Annotated in this window: 16 protein-coding genes; 8 read left to right on the top strand and 8 right to left on the bottom strand. The window is 74.1% G+C overall.

The window, feature by feature from the left end; translation table 11 throughout:
- Positions 1–160 precede the first annotated feature (160 nt).
- Positions 161–3,541, top strand: a complete 3,381-nt coding sequence (locus tag ACL02O_RS16825) for an error-prone DNA polymerase (protein ID WP_412819020.1) — start codon at positions 161–163, stop codon at positions 3,539–3,541.
- 7 nt (positions 3,542–3,548) lie between these two features.
- On the opposite strand, the gene ACL02O_RS16820 is transcribed toward ACL02O_RS16825, so the two are convergent.
- A complete protein-coding gene (locus tag ACL02O_RS16820; RefSeq protein ID WP_412819019.1) occupies positions 3,549–4,268 on the bottom strand; it encodes a sulfite exporter TauE/SafE family protein in 720 nt (239 codons plus the stop codon).
- Positions 4,269–4,446: 178 nt separating this feature from the next.
- Here ACL02O_RS16820 and ACL02O_RS16815 point away from each other — a divergent pair, with 178 nt between their 5' ends.
- The 5 genes from ACL02O_RS16815 (at position 4,447) to ACL02O_RS16795 (ending at position 8,353) form a co-directional block, all read left to right on the top strand.
- A complete protein-coding gene (locus ACL02O_RS16815) occupies positions 4,447–4,623 on the top strand; it encodes a hypothetical protein (RefSeq protein WP_412819018.1) in 177 nt (58 codons plus the stop codon).
- A gap of 14 nt (positions 4,624–4,637) precedes the next feature.
- The gene (locus ACL02O_RS16810) at positions 4,638–5,387 is read left to right on the top strand and encodes a methyltransferase domain-containing protein (RefSeq protein ID WP_412819017.1); all 750 of its coding nucleotides are present in this window, start codon (positions 4,638–4,640) and stop codon (positions 5,385–5,387) included.
- On the top strand, positions 5,384–6,547 hold the full coding sequence (locus tag ACL02O_RS16805) for an alkaline phosphatase family protein (RefSeq protein ID WP_412819016.1): 1,164 nt from the start codon (positions 5,384–5,386) through the stop codon (positions 6,545–6,547). Before ACL02O_RS16810 ends, ACL02O_RS16805 begins: the two co-directional genes overlap by 4 nt.
- Before the next feature lie 38 nt (positions 6,548–6,585).
- On the top strand, positions 6,586–7,845 hold the full coding sequence (locus tag ACL02O_RS16800) for a DNA polymerase IV (RefSeq protein WP_412819015.1): 1,260 nt from the start codon (positions 6,586–6,588) through the stop codon (positions 7,843–7,845).
- A 115-nt stretch (positions 7,846–7,960) separates the two neighbouring features.
- Positions 7,961–8,353 carry a DUF3040 domain-containing protein gene (locus tag ACL02O_RS16795; RefSeq protein ID WP_412819014.1) on the top strand — a complete coding sequence of 131 codons (393 nt, stop codon included), beginning with the start codon at positions 7,961–7,963 and terminating at the stop codon, positions 8,351–8,353.
- A 191-nt stretch (positions 8,354–8,544) separates the two neighbouring features.
- On the opposite strand, the gene ACL02O_RS16790 is transcribed toward ACL02O_RS16795, so the two are convergent.
- Genes ACL02O_RS16790 through ACL02O_RS16780 form a run of 3 tightly spaced genes read right to left on the bottom strand, consistent with a single transcriptional unit; the run spans position 8,545 to position 13,379 of the window.
- Positions 8,545–11,013 carry a transglutaminase TgpA family protein gene (locus ACL02O_RS16790; protein ID WP_412819013.1) on the bottom strand — a complete coding sequence of 823 codons (2,469 nt, stop codon included), beginning with the start codon at positions 11,011–11,013 and terminating at the stop codon, positions 8,545–8,547.
- A 16-nt stretch (positions 11,014–11,029) separates the two neighbouring features.
- Positions 11,030–12,328: a DUF58 domain-containing protein gene (locus ACL02O_RS16785; RefSeq protein WP_412819012.1), complete on the bottom strand. Its 1,299-nt coding sequence runs from the start codon at positions 12,326–12,328 to the stop codon at positions 11,030–11,032.
- Between the two features lies 1 nt (position 12,329).
- A complete protein-coding gene (locus tag ACL02O_RS16780) occupies positions 12,330–13,379 on the bottom strand; it encodes an AAA family ATPase (protein WP_412819011.1) in 1,050 nt (349 codons plus the stop codon).
- A 393-nt stretch (positions 13,380–13,772) separates the two neighbouring features.
- On the opposite strand from ACL02O_RS16780, the gene leuS reads away from it, so the two are divergent.
- A complete protein-coding gene (leuS, locus tag ACL02O_RS16775; protein ID WP_412819010.1) occupies positions 13,773–16,613 on the top strand; it encodes a leucine--tRNA ligase in 2,841 nt (946 codons plus the stop codon).
- Between the two features lie 178 nt (positions 16,614–16,791).
- On the opposite strand, the gene ACL02O_RS16770 is transcribed toward leuS, so the two are convergent.
- The 4 genes from ACL02O_RS16770 to ACL02O_RS16755 are packed head-to-tail and all read right to left on the bottom strand — an operon-like array spanning position 16,792 to position 19,681.
- Positions 16,792–17,001, bottom strand: coding sequence for a hypothetical protein (locus ACL02O_RS16770; RefSeq protein ID WP_412819009.1), 210 nt, complete (start codon positions 16,999–17,001; stop codon positions 16,792–16,794).
- A gap of 1 nt (position 17,002) precedes the next feature.
- Positions 17,003–17,782 (bottom strand): TVP38/TMEM64 family protein, encoded by a 780-nt coding sequence (locus tag ACL02O_RS16765; protein ID WP_412819023.1) that lies wholly within the window; start codon positions 17,780–17,782, stop codon positions 17,003–17,005.
- A complete protein-coding gene (locus ACL02O_RS16760) occupies positions 17,722–18,444 on the bottom strand; it encodes a type 1 glutamine amidotransferase (RefSeq protein WP_412819008.1) in 723 nt (240 codons plus the stop codon). The genes ACL02O_RS16765 and ACL02O_RS16760 overlap by 61 nt, the downstream gene beginning before the upstream one ends.
- Complete coding sequence (locus tag ACL02O_RS16755; RefSeq protein WP_412819007.1) at positions 18,434–19,681, bottom strand: Mur ligase family protein; 1,248 nt, start codon at positions 19,679–19,681, stop codon at positions 18,434–18,436. Before ACL02O_RS16755 ends, ACL02O_RS16760 begins: the two co-directional genes overlap by 11 nt.
- Between ACL02O_RS16755 and ACL02O_RS16750 the strand changes: the two genes are divergently transcribed.
- Positions 19,674–19,820, top strand: coding sequence for a hypothetical protein (locus ACL02O_RS16750; RefSeq protein ID WP_412819006.1), 147 nt, complete (start codon positions 19,674–19,676; stop codon positions 19,818–19,820). The genes ACL02O_RS16755 and ACL02O_RS16750 overlap by 8 nt on opposite strands.
- The last annotated feature ends 170 nt before the right edge of the window (positions 19,821–19,990 follow it).

The following is a 19,990-nucleotide window of genomic DNA, read 5'->3' as shown; positions in this document are numbered from 1 at the left end:
CCGATGCCGTGATTCATCCACGTCATCAAGTTCGTAGGCGGCCGCCAGTCATCCGCCGTCCGGTCCGCACGGCCAGCGCGAAAGATCTTGGAAGATCCAGGCCCCGCCAAGGGCCGAAACCTTCCAAGATCTCGACACCCCTTGGGCGAGGGGTGGGGCGGTGAGCTTCCACAACCCGAAGATGCCCTGGTCGGAGCTGGAGCGGGTGCTCTCCGGACGGTCCGGCGACGGGCGGTCCGGCAAAGGGCGGTCCCGGGGTGAGCGTCACCTGCACGTGGTGGATCCCCTCGCGGTCGACGCCGACGGCGGCGACTCCCCGGCGTGGAGCCGCAAGCGGCAGCAGTACGAGGCCCCCGAGCTGCCCCGGCCGGACGGCACGGTGCCCTACGCGGAACTGCACGCGCACTCCAACTTCAGCTTCCTCGACGGCGCCAGCCATCCGGAGGAGCTGGCCGAGGAGGCCGCCCGGCTGGGCCTCACCGCGCTCGCCGTCACCGACCACGACGGTTTCTACGGGGTGGTGCGCTTCGCCGAGGCGGCCCGCGCGCTGCACCTGCCGACCGTCTTCGGCGCGGAGCTCTCCCTCGGGCTGCCCGGCCCGCAGAACGGCGAGCCCGACCCGCTCGGTGCGCACCTGCTGGTGCTCGCCCACGGCCACGAGGGGTACGCCCGGCTGGCCGCCACCATCTCCCGCGCCCAACTGCGCGGCGGCGAGAAGGGCCGCCCGGTCTACGGCGAGCTGGAGGAGGTCGCCGAGGAACTCCGCGACCACGTGCTGGTGCTCACCGGCTGCCGCAAGGGGCACGTGCCCGCCGCCCTGCTCACCGAGGGGGTCGACGCGGCCGCCCGGGAGCTGGACCGGCTCACCGCGCTGTTCGGCGCCGAGACGGTGGCGGTGGAGCTGACCGACCACGGGCACCCGGTCGACGCCGACCGCAACGACGCCCTGGCCGAGCTGGCCGCCGCGGCGGGGCTGCCCACGGTGGCCACCAACAACGTGCACTACGCCACCCCGGGCCGGCGTCGGCTCGCCACCACCCTGGCCGCGGTCCGGGCCCGGCGCAGTCTGGACGAGATCGACGGTTGGCTGCCCGCCGCCGCCACCGCCCACCTGCGCAGCGGCGTGGAGATGGCGGCGCGCTTCGCCGCGTACCCGGGAGCGGTGTCCCGGGCCGCCGAGTTCGGCGCGGAACTCGCCTTCGACCTGCAACTGGTCGCGCCGGCACTGCCGGCGTACCCGGTGCCGCCCGGGCACACCGAGATGAGCTGGCTGCGCCACCTCACCATGACCGGCGCCCGGGAGCGGTACGGGCCGCCCGAGGCGCACCCCGAGGCGTACGCACAGCTGGAGCACGAGCTGCGGATGATCGACGAGCTCGGCTTCCCCGGCTACTTCCTGGTGGTCTACGACATCGTCGCCTTCTGCCGGGAGCAGGACATCTACTGCCAGGGTCGGGGCTCGGCGGCCAACTCGGCGGTCTGCTACGCGCTGCGGATCACCAACGTGGACGCGGTCCGGCACCGGCTGCTCTTCGAACGCTTCCTCGCCCCGGAACGCGACGGCCCGCCCGACATCGACGTGGACATCGAGTCCGACCGCCGGGAGGAGGTGATCCAGCACGTCTACGCCCGGTACGGCCGGGAGCACACCGCCCAGGTCGCCAACGTCATCTCGTACCGGCCGCGGTCGGCGGTGCGGGACGTGGCCAAGGCGTTCGGTTTCTCGCCCGGGCAGCAGGACGCCTGGAGCAAGCAGATCGACCGTTGGGGGTCGGTCGCCTCGGTCGACGTCGAGGACATCCCCGAGGAGGTCGTCGCGTACGCCAACGAGTTGCAGACCTTCCCCCGGCACCTGGGCATCCACTCCGGCGGCATGGTGATCTGCGACCGGCCGGTGATCGAGGTCTGCCCGGTGGAGTGGGGCCGGATGCCCGGGCGCAGCGTCCTGCAGTGGGACAAGGACGACTGCGCCGCCGTCGGCCTGGTCAAGTTCGACCTGCTCGGCCTCGGCATGCTCTCCGCGCTGCACTACGGCTACGACATGATCGGCATGAGCCTGGACCTGGGCGACATGACCCTGGACGATCCGGAGGTCTACGACATGCTCTGCCGGGCCGACTCGGTCGGGGTGTTCCAGGTGGAGAGCCGCGCCCAGATGGCCACCCTTCCCCGGCTCAAGCCCCGGGAGTTCTACGACCTGGTGGTGGAGGTGGCGCTGATCCGCCCCGGCCCGATCCAGGGCGGCTCGGTGCACCCGTACATCCGGCGCAAGAACGGCGAGGAGCCGGTCACCTTCCCGCACCCGCTGATGCGCAACGCGCTGGAGAAGACCCTCGGCGTGCCGTTGTTCCAGGAGCAGCTCATGCAGCTCGCCATCGACCTGGCCGGTTTCGACGCGGCGGGGGCGGACCAGCTGCGCCGGGCGATGGGGGCGAAGCGCTCGGTGGAGCGGATGGCACAGATCGCCGACCGGCTCTACGCCGGGATGGCCGAGCGGGGCATCACCGGCGAGCTGGCCGACGACGTCTACCGCAAGCTCACCGCCTTCGCCAGCTACGGCTTCCCGGAGAGCCACGCGATGAGCTTCGCCTACCTGGTGTACGCCAGCTCCTGGCTCAAGCGCTACCACCCGGCGCCGTTCCTGGCCGCCCTGCTGAACGCCCAGCCGATGGGCTTCTACTCGCCGCAGACCCTGGTCGACGACGCCCGCCGGCACGGCGTCGAGGTGCGCCGGCCGGACATCAACGCCAGCGGCGCCCGGGCGGTGCTGGAGTCCACGCCGGAGACCCGGTGGGGCAGCCAGCCGGGGGAGCCGCCGCACGCCTGGGGGCTGGGCGGCCCGGCGGTCCGGCTCGGGCTCGGCGGCGTACGCACCCTCGGCGACGACGTGGCCGAGCGGATCGAGGCGGAGCGGACGGCCCACGGGCCGTACCGGGACATGCCGGATCTGGCCCGTCGGGTCGGCCTGACCGCCGCGCAACTGGAGGCGCTGGCCACCGCGGACGCCTTCGCCGGTTTCGGGCTGACCCGGCGGCAGGCCCTCTGGGCCGCCGGCGCGGCGGCCCAGGACCGGCCGGGTCGGCTGCCCGGCACGGTGACCGGCGCGGCGCCGCCCACCCTGCCCGGGATGGAGGCGGTGGACCGCCTGGTCGCCGACGTCTGGGCCACCGGCCTGTCCCCGGAGAGCCACCCGGCCCGGTTCATCCGGGAGCGACTGGCCGCCCTGGGCGCGGTGCCGATCGCCCGGCTCGGGCGGGTGGAGCCGGGGCAGCGGATCCGGGTCGGCGGGATCGTCACCCACCGGCAGCGGCCGGCGACCGCGGGCGGGGTCACCTTCCTCAACCTGGAGGACGAGACCGGAATGCTCAACGTCACCTGCTCGCCGGGGCTGTGGCAGCGCTACCGGCGGGTGGCCCGGACCAGCGCGGCCCTGGTGGTGCGGGGGCGGTTGCAGCGGCACGAGGGGGTCACCAGCCTCACCGCCGACCGGCTGGACGCGATCGACCCGCCGGTCACCCCGGCGTCCCGCGACTTCCGTTGACCCGGCGTCACCCGGCCAGGCCCGCCAGCGCCACGCCGGCGCTGCCGAGCAGCCCGACCAGAACCAGCCGCCGGAACACCGCCGGGTCGAGCCGGTGGAACAGCCGGTTGCCCAGCCACCAGCCCAGCGGCACGGCGGGGAGCGCGACCAGTGCCGTGCGCACCACGTCGGCGTGCAGCTGACCGGTCGCGACGAACCCGCCGAGTCCCATCAGACCGGTGCCGGCGAAGGTCGCGGCGATGGTGGCCCGGAAGGTACGCGGGTCGTAGTCGAGCGAGTGGAAGGCGGCGACCAGCGGCGGCCCGTTGGTGCCGGTGGCGGCGGTGAGCACGCCCACCAGCACGCCGACCGCCCCGAGCCCGACCGGGCCGGTGCGGATCCGGGCGCCGGACCACACCAGCGCGACGCAGCCGAGCACCACCACCGCGATCACCGCGCTGAGCAGCCGCTCCGGGGCGTACGCCAGCACCAGCAGGCCGACCGGCAGCCCGAGCAGGGCGGTCCCGGTGAGCGCCAGCGCCACCGGCCAGCGGGCGAACGCGCGCTCGCGTACCGCCGCGATCAGGGTCACCCCGATGCCGGTCAGCGCGGAGACCACGACGGCGCTGCGCGGGTCCAGCGTGGCGGCGAGCAGCGGGACGGTGACCAGCGCGTAGCCGAAGCCGCTGACCGCCTGCGCGAGGGCGCCGAGCAGCACGATGCCGAAGGCGGTGAGCAGGACGACCATCCGGTCAGCCTGATCCGGTCGACGGCGGGCCGGCAACAGGTCCCCGTCGCGGAGATCTTCGCCACACCGGCCCGCCTGCGGGCATGTCGTCGGCCACATCTCCGTTTCCGGCATCGACGGGCCGGAGATACGGTCCGCCCGTGCGGGCAGAGTGGCCCGCGCAGGAAAGGTGGAAACGATGACGGGGAGCAACACCTACCGTGGCGTCGCGAACGCCCGCCGGACCCGACTCGGTGCGGACTGGGTCCCGACGCACGACACCGAGCTGCACGAGTACCCGGTGACCGACGGGCCGGTGGCCAACGCCCGCCGCTCCCGCGCCGAGGAGGACCCCGCCGGAGGCGGCGAGTCCTGACCCCGCTGGCGCGGGTGACTAGGCTCGGCGGGGTGGAGCAGACCCGAACCCTGACCCCCCGTACCGCCGTGATCTGGGCGGTGCTCCGGGCCGAGCTGGACCGGCGGGCCGGCGAGCAGCTCACCGTGCTCGACGTCGGCGGCGGGACCGGCGGCTTCGCCGTCCCGCTCGCCGAGGCCGGCCACCGGGTCACCGTGGTCGACGCCAGCCCCGACGCGCTCGCCGCGCTGACCCGCCGGGCCGCCGAGGCCGGGGTCGCCGACCGGGTGCACGCGGTGCAGGGGGACGGCGACGCGCTCGCCGGACTGATCGAGCCGGCCACCGCCGACCTGGTTCTCTGCCACTCCGTGCTGGAGGTGGTCGACGCCCCGGCCCCGGTGGTGGCCGCCCTGGTCACCGCGCTGCGCCCCGGCGGCGCGGCCAGCGTCCTGGTCGCCGGCCGGGCCGCCGCCGTGCTCACCCGGGCGATGACCGGCCACCTCGACGTCGCCGCCACGCTCGCCGTCGACCCGGACGGCACCGCCGGTCCCCGCGACACGCTGCGCCGGCGGTACGACGCCGAGGGTGCCGCCGCGCTGCTCGCCGCCGCCGGGCTCGTCGTCGAGGAGATCCACGGGGTACGCGTCCTGGCCGACCTGCTTCCCGCCGCCGTGGCGGACGGCCAGCCGGCCGCCCTCGTCGAGCTGGAGCGGGCCCTGGCGGCCCGGCCGCCGTACCGGGACCTCGCCGCCCAACTACACCTGTTCGCCCGCCGGCCGGCATGACCGGCCCGGCGGTCGGCCCCCTCGACCCGGTCGCGCCCCGCTACGGCGGCGGCAGCCTCGCCGACGTGCTGCCCAGCGCCTGCGCGATGCTCGGGGTGCCCGGGGCGACCGACTTGCTCGGCCTGCACCCGCGGCTGGCCGGGGTGCGCCGGGTCGCCGTGCTGCTGGTCGACGGGCTCGGCTGGTACCAGATCCCCACCGCCGCCCCGTACGCCCCGACCCTCGCGGGCCTGACCGCCGCCGTCGGCGTCCCGCTCACCGCGGGCTTCCCGTCGACCACGCCGACCAGCCTGGTGAGCCTCGGCACCGGTACCGCCTCCGGCGCGCACGGGGTGCTCGGCTTCACGGTCCGGGTCCCCGACACCGACCGGGTGCTCAGCCACATCGAGTGGGCTCACGACCCGGAGCCGCTGCGCTGGCAACCCGTCCCCACCTGGTACGAGCGGGCCCGCGCCGCCGGGGTCGCGGTGACCGTGGTCAGCCGGCCCGAGTACGCCGGCAGCGGCCTCACCCTCGCCGCCAACCGGGGCGGCGACTACCGGGGCGCGTCGGACGTCGACGCCCTCGCCGCGCGCATGCTCACCGCCCTCGCGGCCGGCGCCGGGCCGACCCTGGTCTCCGGCTACCACCCCGACCTGGACCAGCGGGGGCACCTCAGCGGCGTCGACTCCGTCCCCTGGCGGCTCGCCGTCGCCGAGGTCGACCGGCTGCTCGCCCGGCTGGTCGACGGGCTGCCGCCGGACACCGCACTGCTGGTCACCGCCGACCACGGCCAGCTCAACGTGCCCGACGGGCACCGCATCGACCTGGACACCGATCCGCGGCTGCGGGCCGGCGTCCGGGTGGTCGCCGGTGAGCCGCGGGTCCGCTACCTGCACGTCGAGCCCGGCGCCGCGGCCGACGTGGTGGCCGCCTGGTCGGCGGTGCTCGGCGACGCGGCCCGGGTGGCGACCCGGGACGAGGCGGTGGCCACCGGCTGGTTCGGGCCGGTGCCCGAGGAGCACCTGCGCCGGATCGGCGACGTGGTGGTGGTCTGCCGGGGCACGTACGCCGTGGTGGCCACCCGGTCGGAGAAGCCGATGGTGTCGCGGCTGGTGGCGTACCACGGCGCCGACACCGCCGCCGAGATGACGATCCCGCTGCTGGTGGTGCGGGGCTGACCGGCCGGGTTGTCGGACCCGGCGGCTAGCCTGCGGGAATGGGCCGCAGCCAGTCGTTGCCCCGAGGCGGTGATCCGCGCTTCGGGCCGGACGCCGACGACACCGGCTGCCCGATCCTGCACGTCGACATGGACGCCTTCTTCGCCTCGGTAGAGGTGCGCCGTCGCCCCGAGCTGCGCGGCCGGGCGGTCGTGGTGGGCGGCGTCGGGCCGCGCGGGGTGGTCAGCTCGGCCAGCTACGAGGCCCGCCGGTACGGCGTCCGCAGCGCCATGCCCACCGCCCGGGCCCGGGCGCTCTGCCCGCACGCGGTCTACCTGCCGCCGGATTTCAGCCAGTACTCCGCGGCGTCGCGGGCGGTCATGCGGATCTTCCGGGACGTCACCCCGCTGGTCGAGCCGCTCTCCCTGGACGAGGCGTTCCTCGACGTGGCCGGCGCCCGCAAGCTGTTCGGCCCGCCCGTGGAGATCGCCCGGATGATCCGCCGCCGGGTCGCCGAGGAGCAGGAGCTGACCTGCTCGGTCGGGGTGGCACCGAGCAAGTTCGTGGCCAAGCTGGGCTCCACCCGGGCCAAGCCGGACGGCCTGCTGGTGGTACCCGCCGCCCGGGTGATCGAGTTCCTCCACCCGCTGCCGGTGGACGCGCTCTGGGGGGTGGGGGAGCGGTCCGCCGAGGCGCTGCGCCGGCTCGGCCTGCACACCGTCGGCGCCCTGGCCGAGGCGCCGCTGGGCCTGCTCCGCCGGGCGGTCGGCGAGGCCGCCGCGACCCACCTGCACGAGCTGTCCTGGGGGCGGGACCCCCGCCGGGTCTCTCCCGAGCAGGCGGAGAAGTCGATCGGCGCGGAGGTGACCTTCGACATCGACGTGACCGACCCGGCGGAGATCCGCCGGTCCCTGCTGGCCCTGGCCGAGAAGGTCGGTGCCCGGCTGCGGGCGGCCGGGCAGGTCGGCCGGACGGTGTCGCTCAAGGTCCGGCTGGCCGACTTCCGCACCGTCAGCCGCTCGCGCACCCTCTCCGTGCCCACCGACACCGCGCGGGAGATGTTCGACACGTCCTGGGCCCTGTGGACAGCGCTGGCCCCCGGTGAGCCGATCCGCCTGGTCGGGGTACGGATGGAGGGGCTGGCCGCCGCGGAGGAGACGCCACGCCAGCTCACCCTGGGCGAGCCGGAGCGCGGCTGGCGGGAGGCGGAGGCGGCGGCGGACGCTGCGGCCGCCCGATTCGGGCGGTCCGTCATAGGTCCGGCCAGTCTTCTCAGCAGGCGTGATCCACGACGAGCCGAAAAACCGACCCGGCCGTAGGTCGTCCCGCTTTCCGACGCGCGAGGCCCCTCGTAGACTTGACGGCAAGCAGCCGGTTGGCTGCCACGGTCTGTCGGCCCGCCCGGGTCGACCCACGTGACCGGGGAGGAGTGCCGTGCCGCTCTCGGAGCACGAGCAGCGGCTGTTCGAGCAGATCGAGCGGTCGCTTGCCGAGGACCCCAAGTTCGCCTCGGCCGTGCGCGCCAGCGACCCGCGTTTCCACGCGCGGCGTCGCGTGCTCGTCGCTGCCGGCGTGGTCATCGTTGGTCTGGCCCTGCTGATCTACGGTGCCGTGATCAAGACGACCCCGGTGGCCGTGGCGGGCTTCGTCGTCATGCTGGCCTCACTGATTTACGCGGTGCAGTCGCACCGCCGCTCCCAGTCGCCCGACCTGCACGTGGTGGGCGGCACGACCAGCCGGCGGACCCGCAGCCGGACCGGCCGGCGGGGCTCCTTCCTCGACCGGATGGAGGACCGTTGGCGGCAGCGCCCGGAGGGGCACCGCTGACCACGTCCCGTCCCTGACCGAGTCGGTCCGCGCCGAGCGCCCCAGCGCGGCGCGCCGTCGCTGATCAGGCCCGGCGCCGGGCTCCGGCCTCTCCTCCGCCCTGCCCTGCCCCGAACCGTCAGCCCCGCACACCCGTCCGGGCGGCGACCGCCCGTCCGCCGGCGGGGGAGCGTCGGCGGACGGGCGGACCGTCAGCGGACCGGGCGGCCCGCCAGCAGCCGGCGCGGGTTCCAGCGCAGCAGCCGGTCCCGCACCTGCCCGGTGATGGCGACCAGCCGGGTGGACCCGTCCGCCACCGCGGTACGCCAGTGCAGCAGCACCGACGGCGGCAGCAGGGCGGCCATGATCCGGGTACGCCGGTCGGCGCGGGCGGCCAGGGTGGTGCGTACCGACCGCAGGGCCGGGTGCAGCGCCTCACCGGTGAGCGGTTCACGCGCGTACCGCGCCCGCTCCTCGGCCCGTCCGAGAAGCCGCACCCCGCTCACCGCGTCGGTGTCCTCGGCGAGGCTCTCCCGGACCAGCCGCTCGGCGGTGGTCCGCGGGGTTTCCGTCCGGTCGACGCGTACCTCGTAGTCCACCAGCGTGTCGAGCAGCTCGTCCCAGGCGGCGTGCGCGTCCGCGCGAGCCCGCTCCGCGTCCACCCCGACGGTGACGTCCCGGGCGCCGCCCCGAGGAGTCGGCACAGCGGTCAGCACGGTGGCCGCCGGCGCGGTCGCCCGTGCCCGCCGGCGCCGGCGCAACGCCGACCGGCGCAACGCCGGCACCGCGAGCAGCGCCAGCAGGACGAGCGTCCCGCCGAGCCACCACGGCCAGACCGGCGTCTGCTGATTCGGGCCGCCCGCCCCGATGCTGAGACCCTGATCGATGTCCTTGTCCAGGCGATCCGGGCCGTTCGGGCCGGCCGACGCGTCCACCCCGCCCGGGCCGGCGGAGGTGCCGGCCGACGGGCTCACCTCCTCCGGAGCGTCGGTGTCCGGCGCCCAGGCCGACCGGACCGAGCCCTGGATGCTCGTCGCCGGAGTCGCGTCGAACGGCACCCAGCCGATCCCACCGAAGTAGACCTCGGTCCACGCGTGCAGGTTTCGGTTGGTCAGCACGTACCGGCCACCGTCGGAGCTGCTGCCGTTGGTGAAGCCGAACGCCACCCGGGCCGGGATGCCGGCGGCCCGGACCAGCCAGGCCATCGCCGCGGCGTACTGCTGGCAGAAACCGACCTTGGTGTCGAGGAAGTTGGTGATGTCGTCGCCGCCGGTGCCGCCCTTGGTGGACAGCGAGTACGTGAAGCCGTTCTCCGCCGAGAAGTAGTCGTAGATCGCCCGGACCCTGTCGTAGTCGTTCTGCCGGCCCTTCACCAGTTGGGCGACCAGCTTGTCGACCGCCTGCACCGACGGGGTGACGGTCTGCCCGCGCAGCACCGGGTCGTCGGCCGGCAGGGACGGCGCCGCGCGGAGCACCGACGGGCTGTACGTCGAGCGGATGTAGTCGAACGCGTAACGCTTCCCCCGGGAGTTCTCCCGGTTGGAGAAGACGATCTGCAGGTTCGGGTCGTACAACCAGTTGCCGCTGAGGTTGTCCGTCTTCACCGGCTCGGCGTAGAACGGCAGCAGCGGCATGTTGAGGTTCTTCGACACCTCGACGGAGGCGTGGTAGCCCCGCTGGGCGACGCCCCGTCCACCGCGCCCCGTCGGGTCGGGCAGGTTCCGGGTCACCGACCGTCCGGTGGGGACGCGGACCCGGAAGCCGTCCGGGCGCAGCTCGTCGGCCACTCCGAAGCGCAGGTAGAACGGGGCCGGCTCGTTGGTGGTCACCTTGACCAGCTCGGTCTCCTCGGACTGGTTGAGCTGGCCGCTGAGCGCGGCGAAGAGGTCGATCCGGCCCGGGCTGCCGCCCTGCCCCGGCCGCCCGTTGCCCTCGCCGTTGCCGTTGGCGACCGTGTTCATCAGCCCGCCGGTCATCCCGGGCACGACCAGCGGCACCGCGACGGCGAGGACCACCCCCACCACGGCCAGCCGGCGGCCCGCCGCCGCCAGCGGCGACGCCTCCCAGACGTCCACGTCGCGGCCGTCGCCGGTGAACCGGCGGCCGAACCGGCGTACCCGGTCCACGTTGTCGGTGACCAGCAACCACAGGTAGCCGCAGGCACCCACCACGAACGGGGTGGCCGGGACGCTGTCCACGTAGACCGCCACCGGCACCGAGTAGATCGCCAGCATCGGCAGGCCCGCCAGCGCCGGCCGGCGCAGCCCGACGGCGAGCACGTCCACCACCACGGCCACGCCGCCGACGCCGAGCACGGTGAGGAAGAGCAGGGAGTCGACGTCCGGCACCTGCACGCCGTACGAGCGCATGTCCTGCACGGAGCTGCCCAACAGCTCGCCGAAGTGGGCGAACGTCGCCGGGGTCGGCACGAACGCGAGCAGCTCGGTGCCGCCCGGGAAGATCCAGGTCAGGCCGAGCGTGAGGCCCGCCAGCATGGCGAGGACCTGACCCCACAGGGGGGCGCGGGCCAGCCGGCTCAGCGCGGCGGCGCCGGCCACGATGGCGACCACGATGGCCGCCTGGACCAGCCACGTCCAGCGCTGGAAGATCGCCGACAGCGGTGCCGCAGCCAGCAGGGTCGCCGCCGCGGCGACGAAGCCGAGGTTGCGGGTTGCGGTCACGGGTCCACCCTTCCGGTCATCGCATGCCTCCGGCGACCGTCTCGGCCAGCGCCGCCCGCAGCGCGAAGCCCTGCGAGCCGCGGGCCGCCTGCGGCCAGAGCACCGGCAGCCGGCTGCCGTGCTCCACCCCGATCACCCGCCAGCCGCTCTGCATCAGCGCCAGCGCGGTGGTGCCGTGCGCGTGCTCCGCCTCGGCTCTGGCCTTGGTCGGGAGGTTGAGCCAGGTGGTGCTGTCCAACAGGAAGCCCACACAGGTGGCGCCGTTGCCGCGCAGGCTGGCCAGCAGCTCCGCCTCGGCCGTGCTCAGCGTGCCGAACAGCGCGATGATCAGGCCGCCGTCGGCCCGCTGCCGGACCCGCTGCACCAGCGAGGTGATCTCGCCGTGCCTGTCCAGGTGCACCTGGGCGAGGTGGTCGAGGAGCAGACCCTCGCCGCCCGCCTCGCTCGCGTCCACGTCCGCGCCACCGCCGGTGACCAGGCGCAGCTTGTACCCGGCCTGGCGCAGGTGCACGGCGATGCTCGCGGCGGCGGAGACCGACCACTCGAAGCTCGCCGTCGGGCCGTCGCCCCGGTGGCCGTAGGCCCGGGTGTCCAGCACGACCGTGGCCCGGCTCTCCCAGGGCTGCTCCTCCCGGCGCACCATCAGCTCACCGGTGCGGGCGGTCGACTTCCAGTGCACCCGGCGCAGGTCGTCACCCATCCGGTACTCCCGGGTGGCGGCGTCGTCCTCGCCGTGCACGGCGACCGAGCGGGCCCGGCTGTCGCCGCTGCCCGCGTACTCGCCGGGCAGGCGCACCACGGGCAGCGGGGTGACCTGCGGGATCACCGTGAGATGGTCGGTGCTGGGGAAGGACCGGCTCAGCTCGCAGAGCCCGAACGGGTCGGTCAGCCGGATCACCAGCGGCCCCACCTCGTACCGGCCGCGCACGTCGGCCCGGACGGTGTACGCCACCGAGCTGGCCTGGTGCGCGCCGAGCCGCTCCAGCACCACCCGCGGCCGGCTGCCCAGCGCGTACGGCAGCCGGTCCTCCAGCAGCAGGGTGCCGGTGGGCAGACGGGACAGGTTCTGCAGGCGCAGCACCACCCGGGAGCTGGCCCCCACCGGCACCCGGTGCGGTTCGAGGGACCGGTTGCAGGCGAGCTTGTAGCGGCTGCGCCCCACGTAGGCCGCCGCGAGCAGGGGCAGGACGGCGAGCAGGACGGCCACCCGGAGCAGATCCTTCTCACCGAGGATCGCGGCGGAGAGCGCGGCGGCGACCGCGGCCGCCAGGAAGGAGCGGCCGCGGGTGGTCAGCCCGCGCAGCCCGTCGCGCACCTCACGGCCTCCGCGGCTCGAACGGCCCGTGACCGTTGTTGCCGGGCCGGGTGTCGTACGGCGAGCGCTTGCGGTCGTGCGGCAGCGGCAGCCGGTGCACCAGCTCGGCGACGATCGCGTCGGTGGTGCGGCGGGCGAGCTGGGCGTCGGCGGTCGGGATGATCCGGTGCGCCAGCACCGGCACCGCGAGTACCTGCAGGTCGTCCGGGAGGACGTAGTCGCGTCCCTCGAGGGCGGCCACCGCGCGGGCCGTGCGCAGCAGCTGGAGGGTGGCCCGCGGAGACGCGCCGAGCCGCAGGTCGGGCGACTCGCGGGTGGCGGTGACCAGGTCGATCGCATACTGCTTGACCGCGTCGGCGACGTGCACCTGCCGAACGTGGCCGATGAGCTGGCGGACGGTGGCCGCGTCGGAGACCGGCCGCAGCCCCTGCAGCGGGTCGGTGGCCCCGTGTCCGTCCAGCATGGCCAGCTCCGCTCCCGGGTCCGGGTAGCCCATCGCGATCCGGGCGGTGAACCGGTCGCGCTGCGCCTCCGGCAGCGGGTACGTCCCCTCCATCTCGATCGGGTTCTGCGTCGCGATCACCATGAACGGGGTCTGCAGCTGGTACGTCACCCCGTCGACGGTGACCTGCCGCTCCTCCATGCACTCCAGCAGCGCCGACTGGGTCTTCGGCGAGGCCCGGTTGATCTCGTCGCCGACCACCAGGTTGGCGAAGACCGCGCCCGGACGGAACTCGAAGTCGTGCGTCTCCTGGTTGTAGACGCTGACTCCGGTGACGTCGCTGGGCAGCAGGTCGGGCGTGAACTGGATCCGGCGCACCGAACAGTCGATCGAGCGCGCGAGGGCCTTGGCGAGTTTGGTCTTGCCGACGCCGGGTACGTCCTCGATCAGCAGATGACCCTCGGCGAGCAGGACGGCCAGGGCGAGCCGGACGGTGGCCGTCTTGCCCTCGATGACCTGCTCGATGTTGGCCACGATGGCCTCGCTGGCGGCGCGGAACTCGTCGTGCGGCAGCAGACCGCCCACCTCGTCCCAGGTCTGTTGTGTCACGGGCCTCCTCCTCGTCGCCTGGACGGCAGCTCTGTATAGAGCACCTGGACCCGCCGTTGGGTTCGCGTCGCCGAGCCTCGTTTGCCGCAAAATTCTCACTGGTCTCTCAGGCTAACCATGTTTCTCGTTGTCGCCGACCCTCGCAGGCGCTCGGTCGGTTACGCCCGGAATATTCGCCGGACCGGGGGATGAGTCCCGCCCTGTGGTGCGGGGGAGCTGGCCGGCGGCCCGGCGAGGTACACTGCCGGCATGGCCGGAGTCTTCCTGCTTCTTACCGAGCCGTGCTGATGCGCTGAACGCGCGACAGCACGGCCGCCCCTCCTGCGCGAGGGGCTTTTTTGTGCCCGCAGCAGACCTCCCCATTTCCGACATGACCCGCGCCGAGGAGACGCCATGAGTGAGGCAGCCGCACCGGCGACCGACATCCCCCCGTTCCGGTACACCTCGGCCATGGCCGAGGAGATCGAGCACCGCTGGCAGGACACCTGGGAGCGGGAGGGCACCTTCCACGCGCCGAACCCGACCGGCCCGCTGGCCGACCCGGACCACCCCCGGGCGGGTGCCGAGAAGCTGTACGTGCTGGACATGTTCCCGTACCCGTCGGGCGCCGGCCTGCACGTCGGCCATCCGTTGGGCTACATCGGCACCGACTGCTACGCCCGCTACCAGCGGATGGCCGGGCGCAACGTGCTGCACGCGATGGGCTTCGACGCGTTCGGCCTGCCCGCCGAGCAGTACGCGGTGCAGACCGGCACCCACCCCCGGACCACCACCGAGGCGAACATCCAGCGGTACAAGGCGCAGTTGCGCCGGCTGGGGCTGGGCCACGACGAGCGGCGCTCGGTGGCCACCATCGACACCGACTTCTACCGCTGGACCCAGTGGATCTTCCTGCAGGTCTTCAACTCCTGGTACGACCCGCAGGCCGGCAGGGCACGGCCGGTCGCCGAGCTGATCGCCGAGTTCGAGGGGGGCACCCGGCCCACCCCGGACGGCCGTCCGTGGGCCGAGCTGACCGTGACCGAGCGTCGGGCGATCGTCGACGACCACCGGCTGGCGTACGTCTCGGAGGCGCCGGTGAACTGGTGCCCGGGGCTGGGCACCGTGCTGGCCAACGAGGAGGTCACCGCCGACGGCCGCTCCGAGCGGGGCAACTTCCCGGTCTTCAAGCGCAAGCTGAAGCAGTGGATGATGCGGATCACCGCGTACGGGGACCGGCTGCTGGCGGACCTGGAGACGCTGGACTGGCCCGAGCCGATCAAGATGATGCAGCGCAACTGGATCGGCCGGTCCACGGGCGCGCACATCGACTTCCCGACCGACGCCGCCCCGGTGCGGGTGTTCACGACCCGGCCGGACACCGTCTTCGGCGCCACCTACATGGTGCTGGCCCCCGAGCACGAACTGGTCGACGTGCTGGTCCCGGCCACCTGGCCGGAGGGGACGAGGGACGTCTGGACCGGCGGGCACGCCAGCCCGCGGGCCGCCGTCGAGGCGTACCGGAAGGCGGCCGCGGCCAAGACGGACGTGGAGCGGCAGGCGGAGACCAAGGAGAAGACCGGCGTCTTCGTCGGCGCGTACGCCACCAACCCGGTCACCGGCGGGCGTATCCCGATCTTCATCGCCGACTACGTGCTGGCCGGCTACGGCACCGGCGCGATCATGGCGGTGCCCGCCCAGGACGAGCGGGACTGGGACTTCGCCGAGGTCTTCGAGCTGCCGATCGTGCGCACCGTGCAGCCGGCCGAGGGCTTCGACGGCAAGGCGTGGATCGGGGACGGCCCGGCGATCAACAGCGCCGCGCCCGAGCACGGCCTGGACCTGAACGGCCTGTCGGTGGCCGACGCCAAGGCCCGGATCACCGAGTGGCTGGAGGCCAACGGGCACGGCGCCGGCGCGGTGACCTGGCGGCTGCGGGACTGGCTGTTCTCCCGGCAGCGTTACTGGGGCGAGCCGTTCCCGATCGTGTACGACGAGACCGGGGCGGCGATCGCGCTGCCCGAGTCGATGCTGCCCGTCGAGCTGCCCGAGGTGGACGACTTCTCGCCCAAGACGTTCGATCCGGAGGACGCCGACAGCAACCCGGAGACCCCGCTGTCCCGGCGGCGCGACTGGGTCGAGGTGGAGCTGGACCTGGGTGACGGGCCGAAGCGTTACACCCGGGAGACCAACGTGATGCCGCAGTGGGCCGGCTCCTGCTGGTACGAGCTGCGCTACCTGGACCCGGCCAACTCCGCGCGCTTCGCCGACCCGGAGAACGAGGCGTACTGGATGGGGCCCCGGGCGGCCGGCGACTGCGGGGGCACCGACCTGTACGTCGGCGGCCAGGAGCACGCCGTGCTGCACCTGCTGTACGCCCGGTTCTGGCACAAGGTGCTGTACGACCTGGGCCACGTCTCGTCGTTCGAGCCGTTCCGCCGGCTGTTCAACCAGGGCATGATCCAGGCGTACGCGTTCACCGACCCGCGCGGCGCGTACGTGCCGGCGGAGGAGATCGTCGAGGTCGACGGCCGGTACTTCCACGGCGAGACCGAGGTCCGGCGCGAGTACGGCAAGATGGGCAAGTCCCTGAAAAACGTCGTCACCCCCGACGAGATGTGCGCGGCGTACGGTGCGGACACCTTCCGGGTGTACGAGATGTCGATGGGTCCGCTGGAGGTGTCCCGCCCGTGGGAGACCCGGGCGGTGGTCGGCTCGTACCGGTTCCTGCAGCGGGTCTGGCGGGCGGTCGTCGACGAGCAGACCGGCGAGCTGCGGGTCACCGACGTGCCGGCCGACGAGGAGACCCGGCGGCTGCTGCACAAGATCATCGACGGGGTTCGCGGGGACATGGAGGCGGTCCGGTTCAACACCGCCATCGCCAAGCTGATCGAGCTGACCAACGCGCTGACCCGGTTGCCGGCCACGCCGCGCGAGGTGGCCGAGCCGCTGGTGCTGATGGTGGCGCCGTTCGCCCCGCACATCGCCGAGGAGCTGTGGCGGCGGCTGGGCCACGACAGCACGCTGGCGTACGCGGACTTCCCGACCGCCGACCCGGCGCTGCTGGTCGCCGAGACCGTCACCTACCCGGTGCAGGTCAACGGCAAGGTGCGTGGCCGGATCGAAGTGCCCGCCGACGCGGTCGAGGACGACGTCCGCGCGGCGGCGCTGGAGGCGGTCGCCGGCTCGCTGGCCGGCAAGGAGCCCCGCAAGGTCATCGTGATCAAGGGGCGGATGGTCTCCGTCGTCGCCTGACCGGTCCCGGCGACGCCGGAGGCGCCCCGTGCCCGGGGCGCCTCCGGCGTCCGGAGACCGGCGTCCGAGCGGTTCCCGGCGGCCGGGCAGGCTTCCTGCCGGACGCTACGAACTTGATGACGTGGATGACTCGCCTCCACGGGTACGGGACCGTCCGTCGGGCGAATCGTCTGTGACATCAGGTTTGTAGCAGCCCTCGGGCATCCGGCCGGTCAGCCGCACCCTGCCGGCCGGAGAAGCTTCGGTGGGCGCCGAGCGCCGCCCCGACCGCCCGCCGGTGCCGGAGCAGCCACTGTTGCCAGCTGCGCACCCTGTCGACCGCGCCCGTCGCGCGGAGCCGGCGCATGCCCGGCTCGCCCCGGGGCAGCGGCTCCTCGACGGCGGTCATCTCAGCTCGGACCGAGCCGCCGCCGCCGCTCCGCGCGCCACCACCGGTGCACGATGATCACGCTGGCGACCAGGCCGAGGCTGGCCGGGGCGGCGGCGTACCAGTTGATCTGGCCGGGGGTGCTGACCGCCGCGCCGATCGCGGCGTAGCCGAAGGCGGTCGGGGCGGCGGCGATCACACTGCCGGCCAGGAACGGCAGCAGCCGCGCCCCGGTGGTGCCGTAGCCGTAGCTGACCAGCCCGAATCCGGCGATCGGCAGCAGCCGGACGGTGATCACCCCGAACACGCTCTGCCGGGCGAACCAGCCGTCCAGCCGGGCCAGCCGCCCGCGCACCCGTTCGGCGACGAAGTCCCGGCCGAGCCGGCGGCCGACGGCGAAGCCGAGCGCCGCGGCGAGCAGCGCCGCGCCCAGGGAGTAGCCGGCGCCCGGCAGCGGCCCGAAGATCGCGCCGGTGGCCAGCGTGACGAAGGTCCGCGGGACCAGGGCCACCAGCAGCAGCGCGCCGACGACGATCGCCGCCACCGGGGCGTACCCGCCGAGGGCGTCGGCCAGCCGGGGCAGCTGCGCCGGATCCGGCCGGGGCAGCACCAGCAACGCCACGCCGAATCCGGCGAGAAGCAGCAGGAGCAGCGCGAACCGGCGCGCCGACGGCTGCCGGAGCAATCGGACGAGCCGGCGGGACGCCGGTCGTAGCCGCCGCCACAGTCGGGCGGCGCCGGTCACTGTCGGGCGGCGGCGGCCACCGCGGCGCGGCGCTCGGACCGGAGCCGGTCGGCCCAGGTGTCGTCGAGCGCGGGAAGCTGGTGGATGCCCGTCGCCCAGCGCAGCAGCAGGTCGGCCAGGGCCGGATTGCGGGCCAGCGCCGGGCCGTGCGAGTAGGTGCCGAGCAGCTTGCCCCGCCAGGCGCCCTCGGTCGCCCCGTCGTTGCCCACGCCGGCGGTCACCCGGGCCAGCGGCGACACGCCCGGACCGAGGTGGGTGCGCCCGCCGTGGTTCTCGAACCCGGTCAGGTACGGGATGCCCAGCCGCGGGTCGACCTCGCCCGCCAGCTCGCCGACCGCCCGGGTGGGACCCCGGTTCGAGGAGATGTCCAGCAGCCCCAGCCCGCCGCACTTGGTGCCCTTGGCGAAGAACGAGGTGCCGAGGAGTTGGTAGCCGGCGCACACGCCGAACACCACCGAGCCCTGGGCCACCGCCCGGTGCAGGCCGCCGTCGGCGAGAAGGCGCTGGGCGCCCAGCGCCTGCGGGCCGTCCTCACCGCCGCCGATCAGGTAGATGTCGGCGGATGCGGGCAGCGTCTGGTCGGAGCGGACCTCCAGCACCTCGACCGGCATGCCGCGCAGCTGGGCCCGGCGGGCCAGGATCAGTGCGTTGCCCCGGTCGCCGTAGGTGGAGAGCAGGTCGGGGTAGATCCAGACGATACGCAGGCTCTCAGTTGACACGGTCCAGCTCCGCTCGAATGTCCTGGAAGGCGGTGTAGTTGGCGATGACCTCCAGGCGGCCCGGCGGCACCGCCCGGATCGCCTCGTCGAAGCTCCGGACGTGCTGGAACGGCACGCCGTTGACGTCGAGCCGGACGGCCAGGTCGTACGCCCGGTCGCCGGTGATCAGCACCTGCCGGCCGCGCAGCGGGGCGAAGTCGACGTCGAAGAGCCAGGAGGTGTCCAGCCCGTCGGGGTCGCGCGCGTTGATGGAGAGCAGCGTCGGCGCCTCGTCGGCCATCTCGAACGCCTCCAGCCAGCTGGCCGGGTTCTTCGCCAGCAGCAGCCGGATGTTGCGCCCGTCCCGGTCGACCTGGGCGTAGCGGCCGGCGACCGAGGTGACCGTGCCGAGCCGGGAGACCGCGTCGACCGGCCGTGCGCCGAACTCGGCGGCCACCGCCAGCGCGGTCGCCGAGTTGCCGAGGTTGACCTTGCCGGGGAGCTGGAGCTGCACCTTGTGCCAGGCCCCGCTGGGGTCGAGCACGCCGTCGTCCTCGACGGTCCACTGCGGCTCCGGCCGGCGCAGCGGGCAGCCGGTGCACCACCACTGCTCCCCCGAGCGCTGGATGGTGGAGCCGCACTCCGGGCAGACCCAGGAGTCGTCGTGCCAGCGCTGGCCGGCGCTGAACCAGGTGACGTGCGGCGGGAAGTGGCCCTGGGCCGGGTCGGCCGGCGGGGTGGCCGCCCACACCACCATCGGGTCGTCGGCGTTGGCGACCACCCGGATCCTGGGGTGCCGGACCAGCGCGGCGCGCCAGAGCTGCGCCATCATGGCGACCTCCTTGGCCCGGTCGAGCTGGTCGCGGGAGAGGTTGAGCAGGGCCACCACGTGCGGCTCGGTGGCCTCGATCACCTGGGCGAGGTAGTGCTCGTCGACCTCCAGCACCGCGTACGGGGTGCTGCCCGCCTTGGCCAGGGCCGAGGTGTGACCGGTCGGCATGTTGGCGCCGAAGGAGTTGGTGGCCACCCGGCCGAGCACGCCGACGGCGGCGGTGGTGAGCCGGGTGGTGGTGGTCTTGCCGTTGGTGCCGGACACCAGGGCGATGGCACGACCGGCTGAGAGGTGCGCCAGCAGCTCCGGGTCGATCTTGAGGCCGATCCAACCGCCGATCACCGAGCCGTCGCCACGGCCCGCAGCCCGCGACAGCGCCGCGGCGGTCCGCGACACGGAGCTGGCCACCTTTGCACGCATGGGCATCTTCGCGTCCGTCACGCGAGCGAGGTTACCGGACCCCGGCGCCCACCAGATCGCCGCCGACGGCGATCCGTTCGGCCGGGGGCGGCCGGCGGACGGCCATCGGGCGTTCGGCCGGATGGAGTCGATCAATGTCGGGTAGCGGACCGGCGCGGGGGGCCGCCACCCCCCTCCACTCCGCCCCACCCCCTCTGACGTGCTCTTTTGCGCGTGGAAACGCCGCGCCACGCGGGCGTTTCTGGTTGCAGGTGGAGGGAAGTGGAGTAGAGTGGGGCGCGATGGTGAGGCCGGGAGGGCCACACCGGCCCGGGG

The organism is Micromonospora mangrovicola, assembly GCF_047200535.1.
Taxonomy (GTDB): Bacteria; Actinomycetota; Actinomycetes; order Mycobacteriales; family Micromonosporaceae; genus Micromonospora.
Note: the sequence above shows the minus strand (reverse complement) of the source record. Positions and strands in the feature narration are given on the sequence as shown.

Excerpts from the sequence above, each read along its gene's own strand:
- ACL02O_RS16820 (WP_412819019.1), bottom strand. The coding sequence starts at position 4,268 with ATGGTCGTCCTGCTCACCGCCTTCGGCATCGTGCTGCTCGGCGCCCTC.
- ACL02O_RS16815 (WP_412819018.1), top strand. The coding sequence starts at position 4,447 with ATGACGGGGAGCAACACCTACCGTGGCGTCGCGAACGCCCGCCGGACC.
- ACL02O_RS16805 (WP_412819016.1), top strand. The coding sequence starts at position 5,384 with ATGACCGGCCCGGCGGTCGGCCCCCTCGACCCGGTCGCGCCCCGCTAC.
- ACL02O_RS16800 (WP_412819015.1), top strand. The coding sequence starts at position 6,586 with ATGGGCCGCAGCCAGTCGTTGCCCCGAGGCGGTGATCCGCGCTTCGGG.
- leuS (WP_412819010.1), top strand. The coding sequence starts at position 13,773 with ATGAGTGAGGCAGCCGCACCGGCGACCGACATCCCCCCGTTCCGGTAC.
- ACL02O_RS16770 (WP_412819009.1), bottom strand. The coding sequence starts at position 17,001 with ATGACCGCCGTCGAGGAGCCGCTGCCCCGGGGCGAGCCGGGCATGCGC.
- ACL02O_RS16750 (WP_412819006.1), top strand. The coding sequence starts at position 19,674 with ATGGGCATCTTCGCGTCCGTCACGCGAGCGAGGTTACCGGACCCCGGC.
- ACL02O_RS16755 (WP_412819007.1), bottom strand. The coding sequence starts at position 19,681 with ATGCCCATGCGTGCAAAGGTGGCCAGCTCCGTGTCGCGGACCGCCGCG.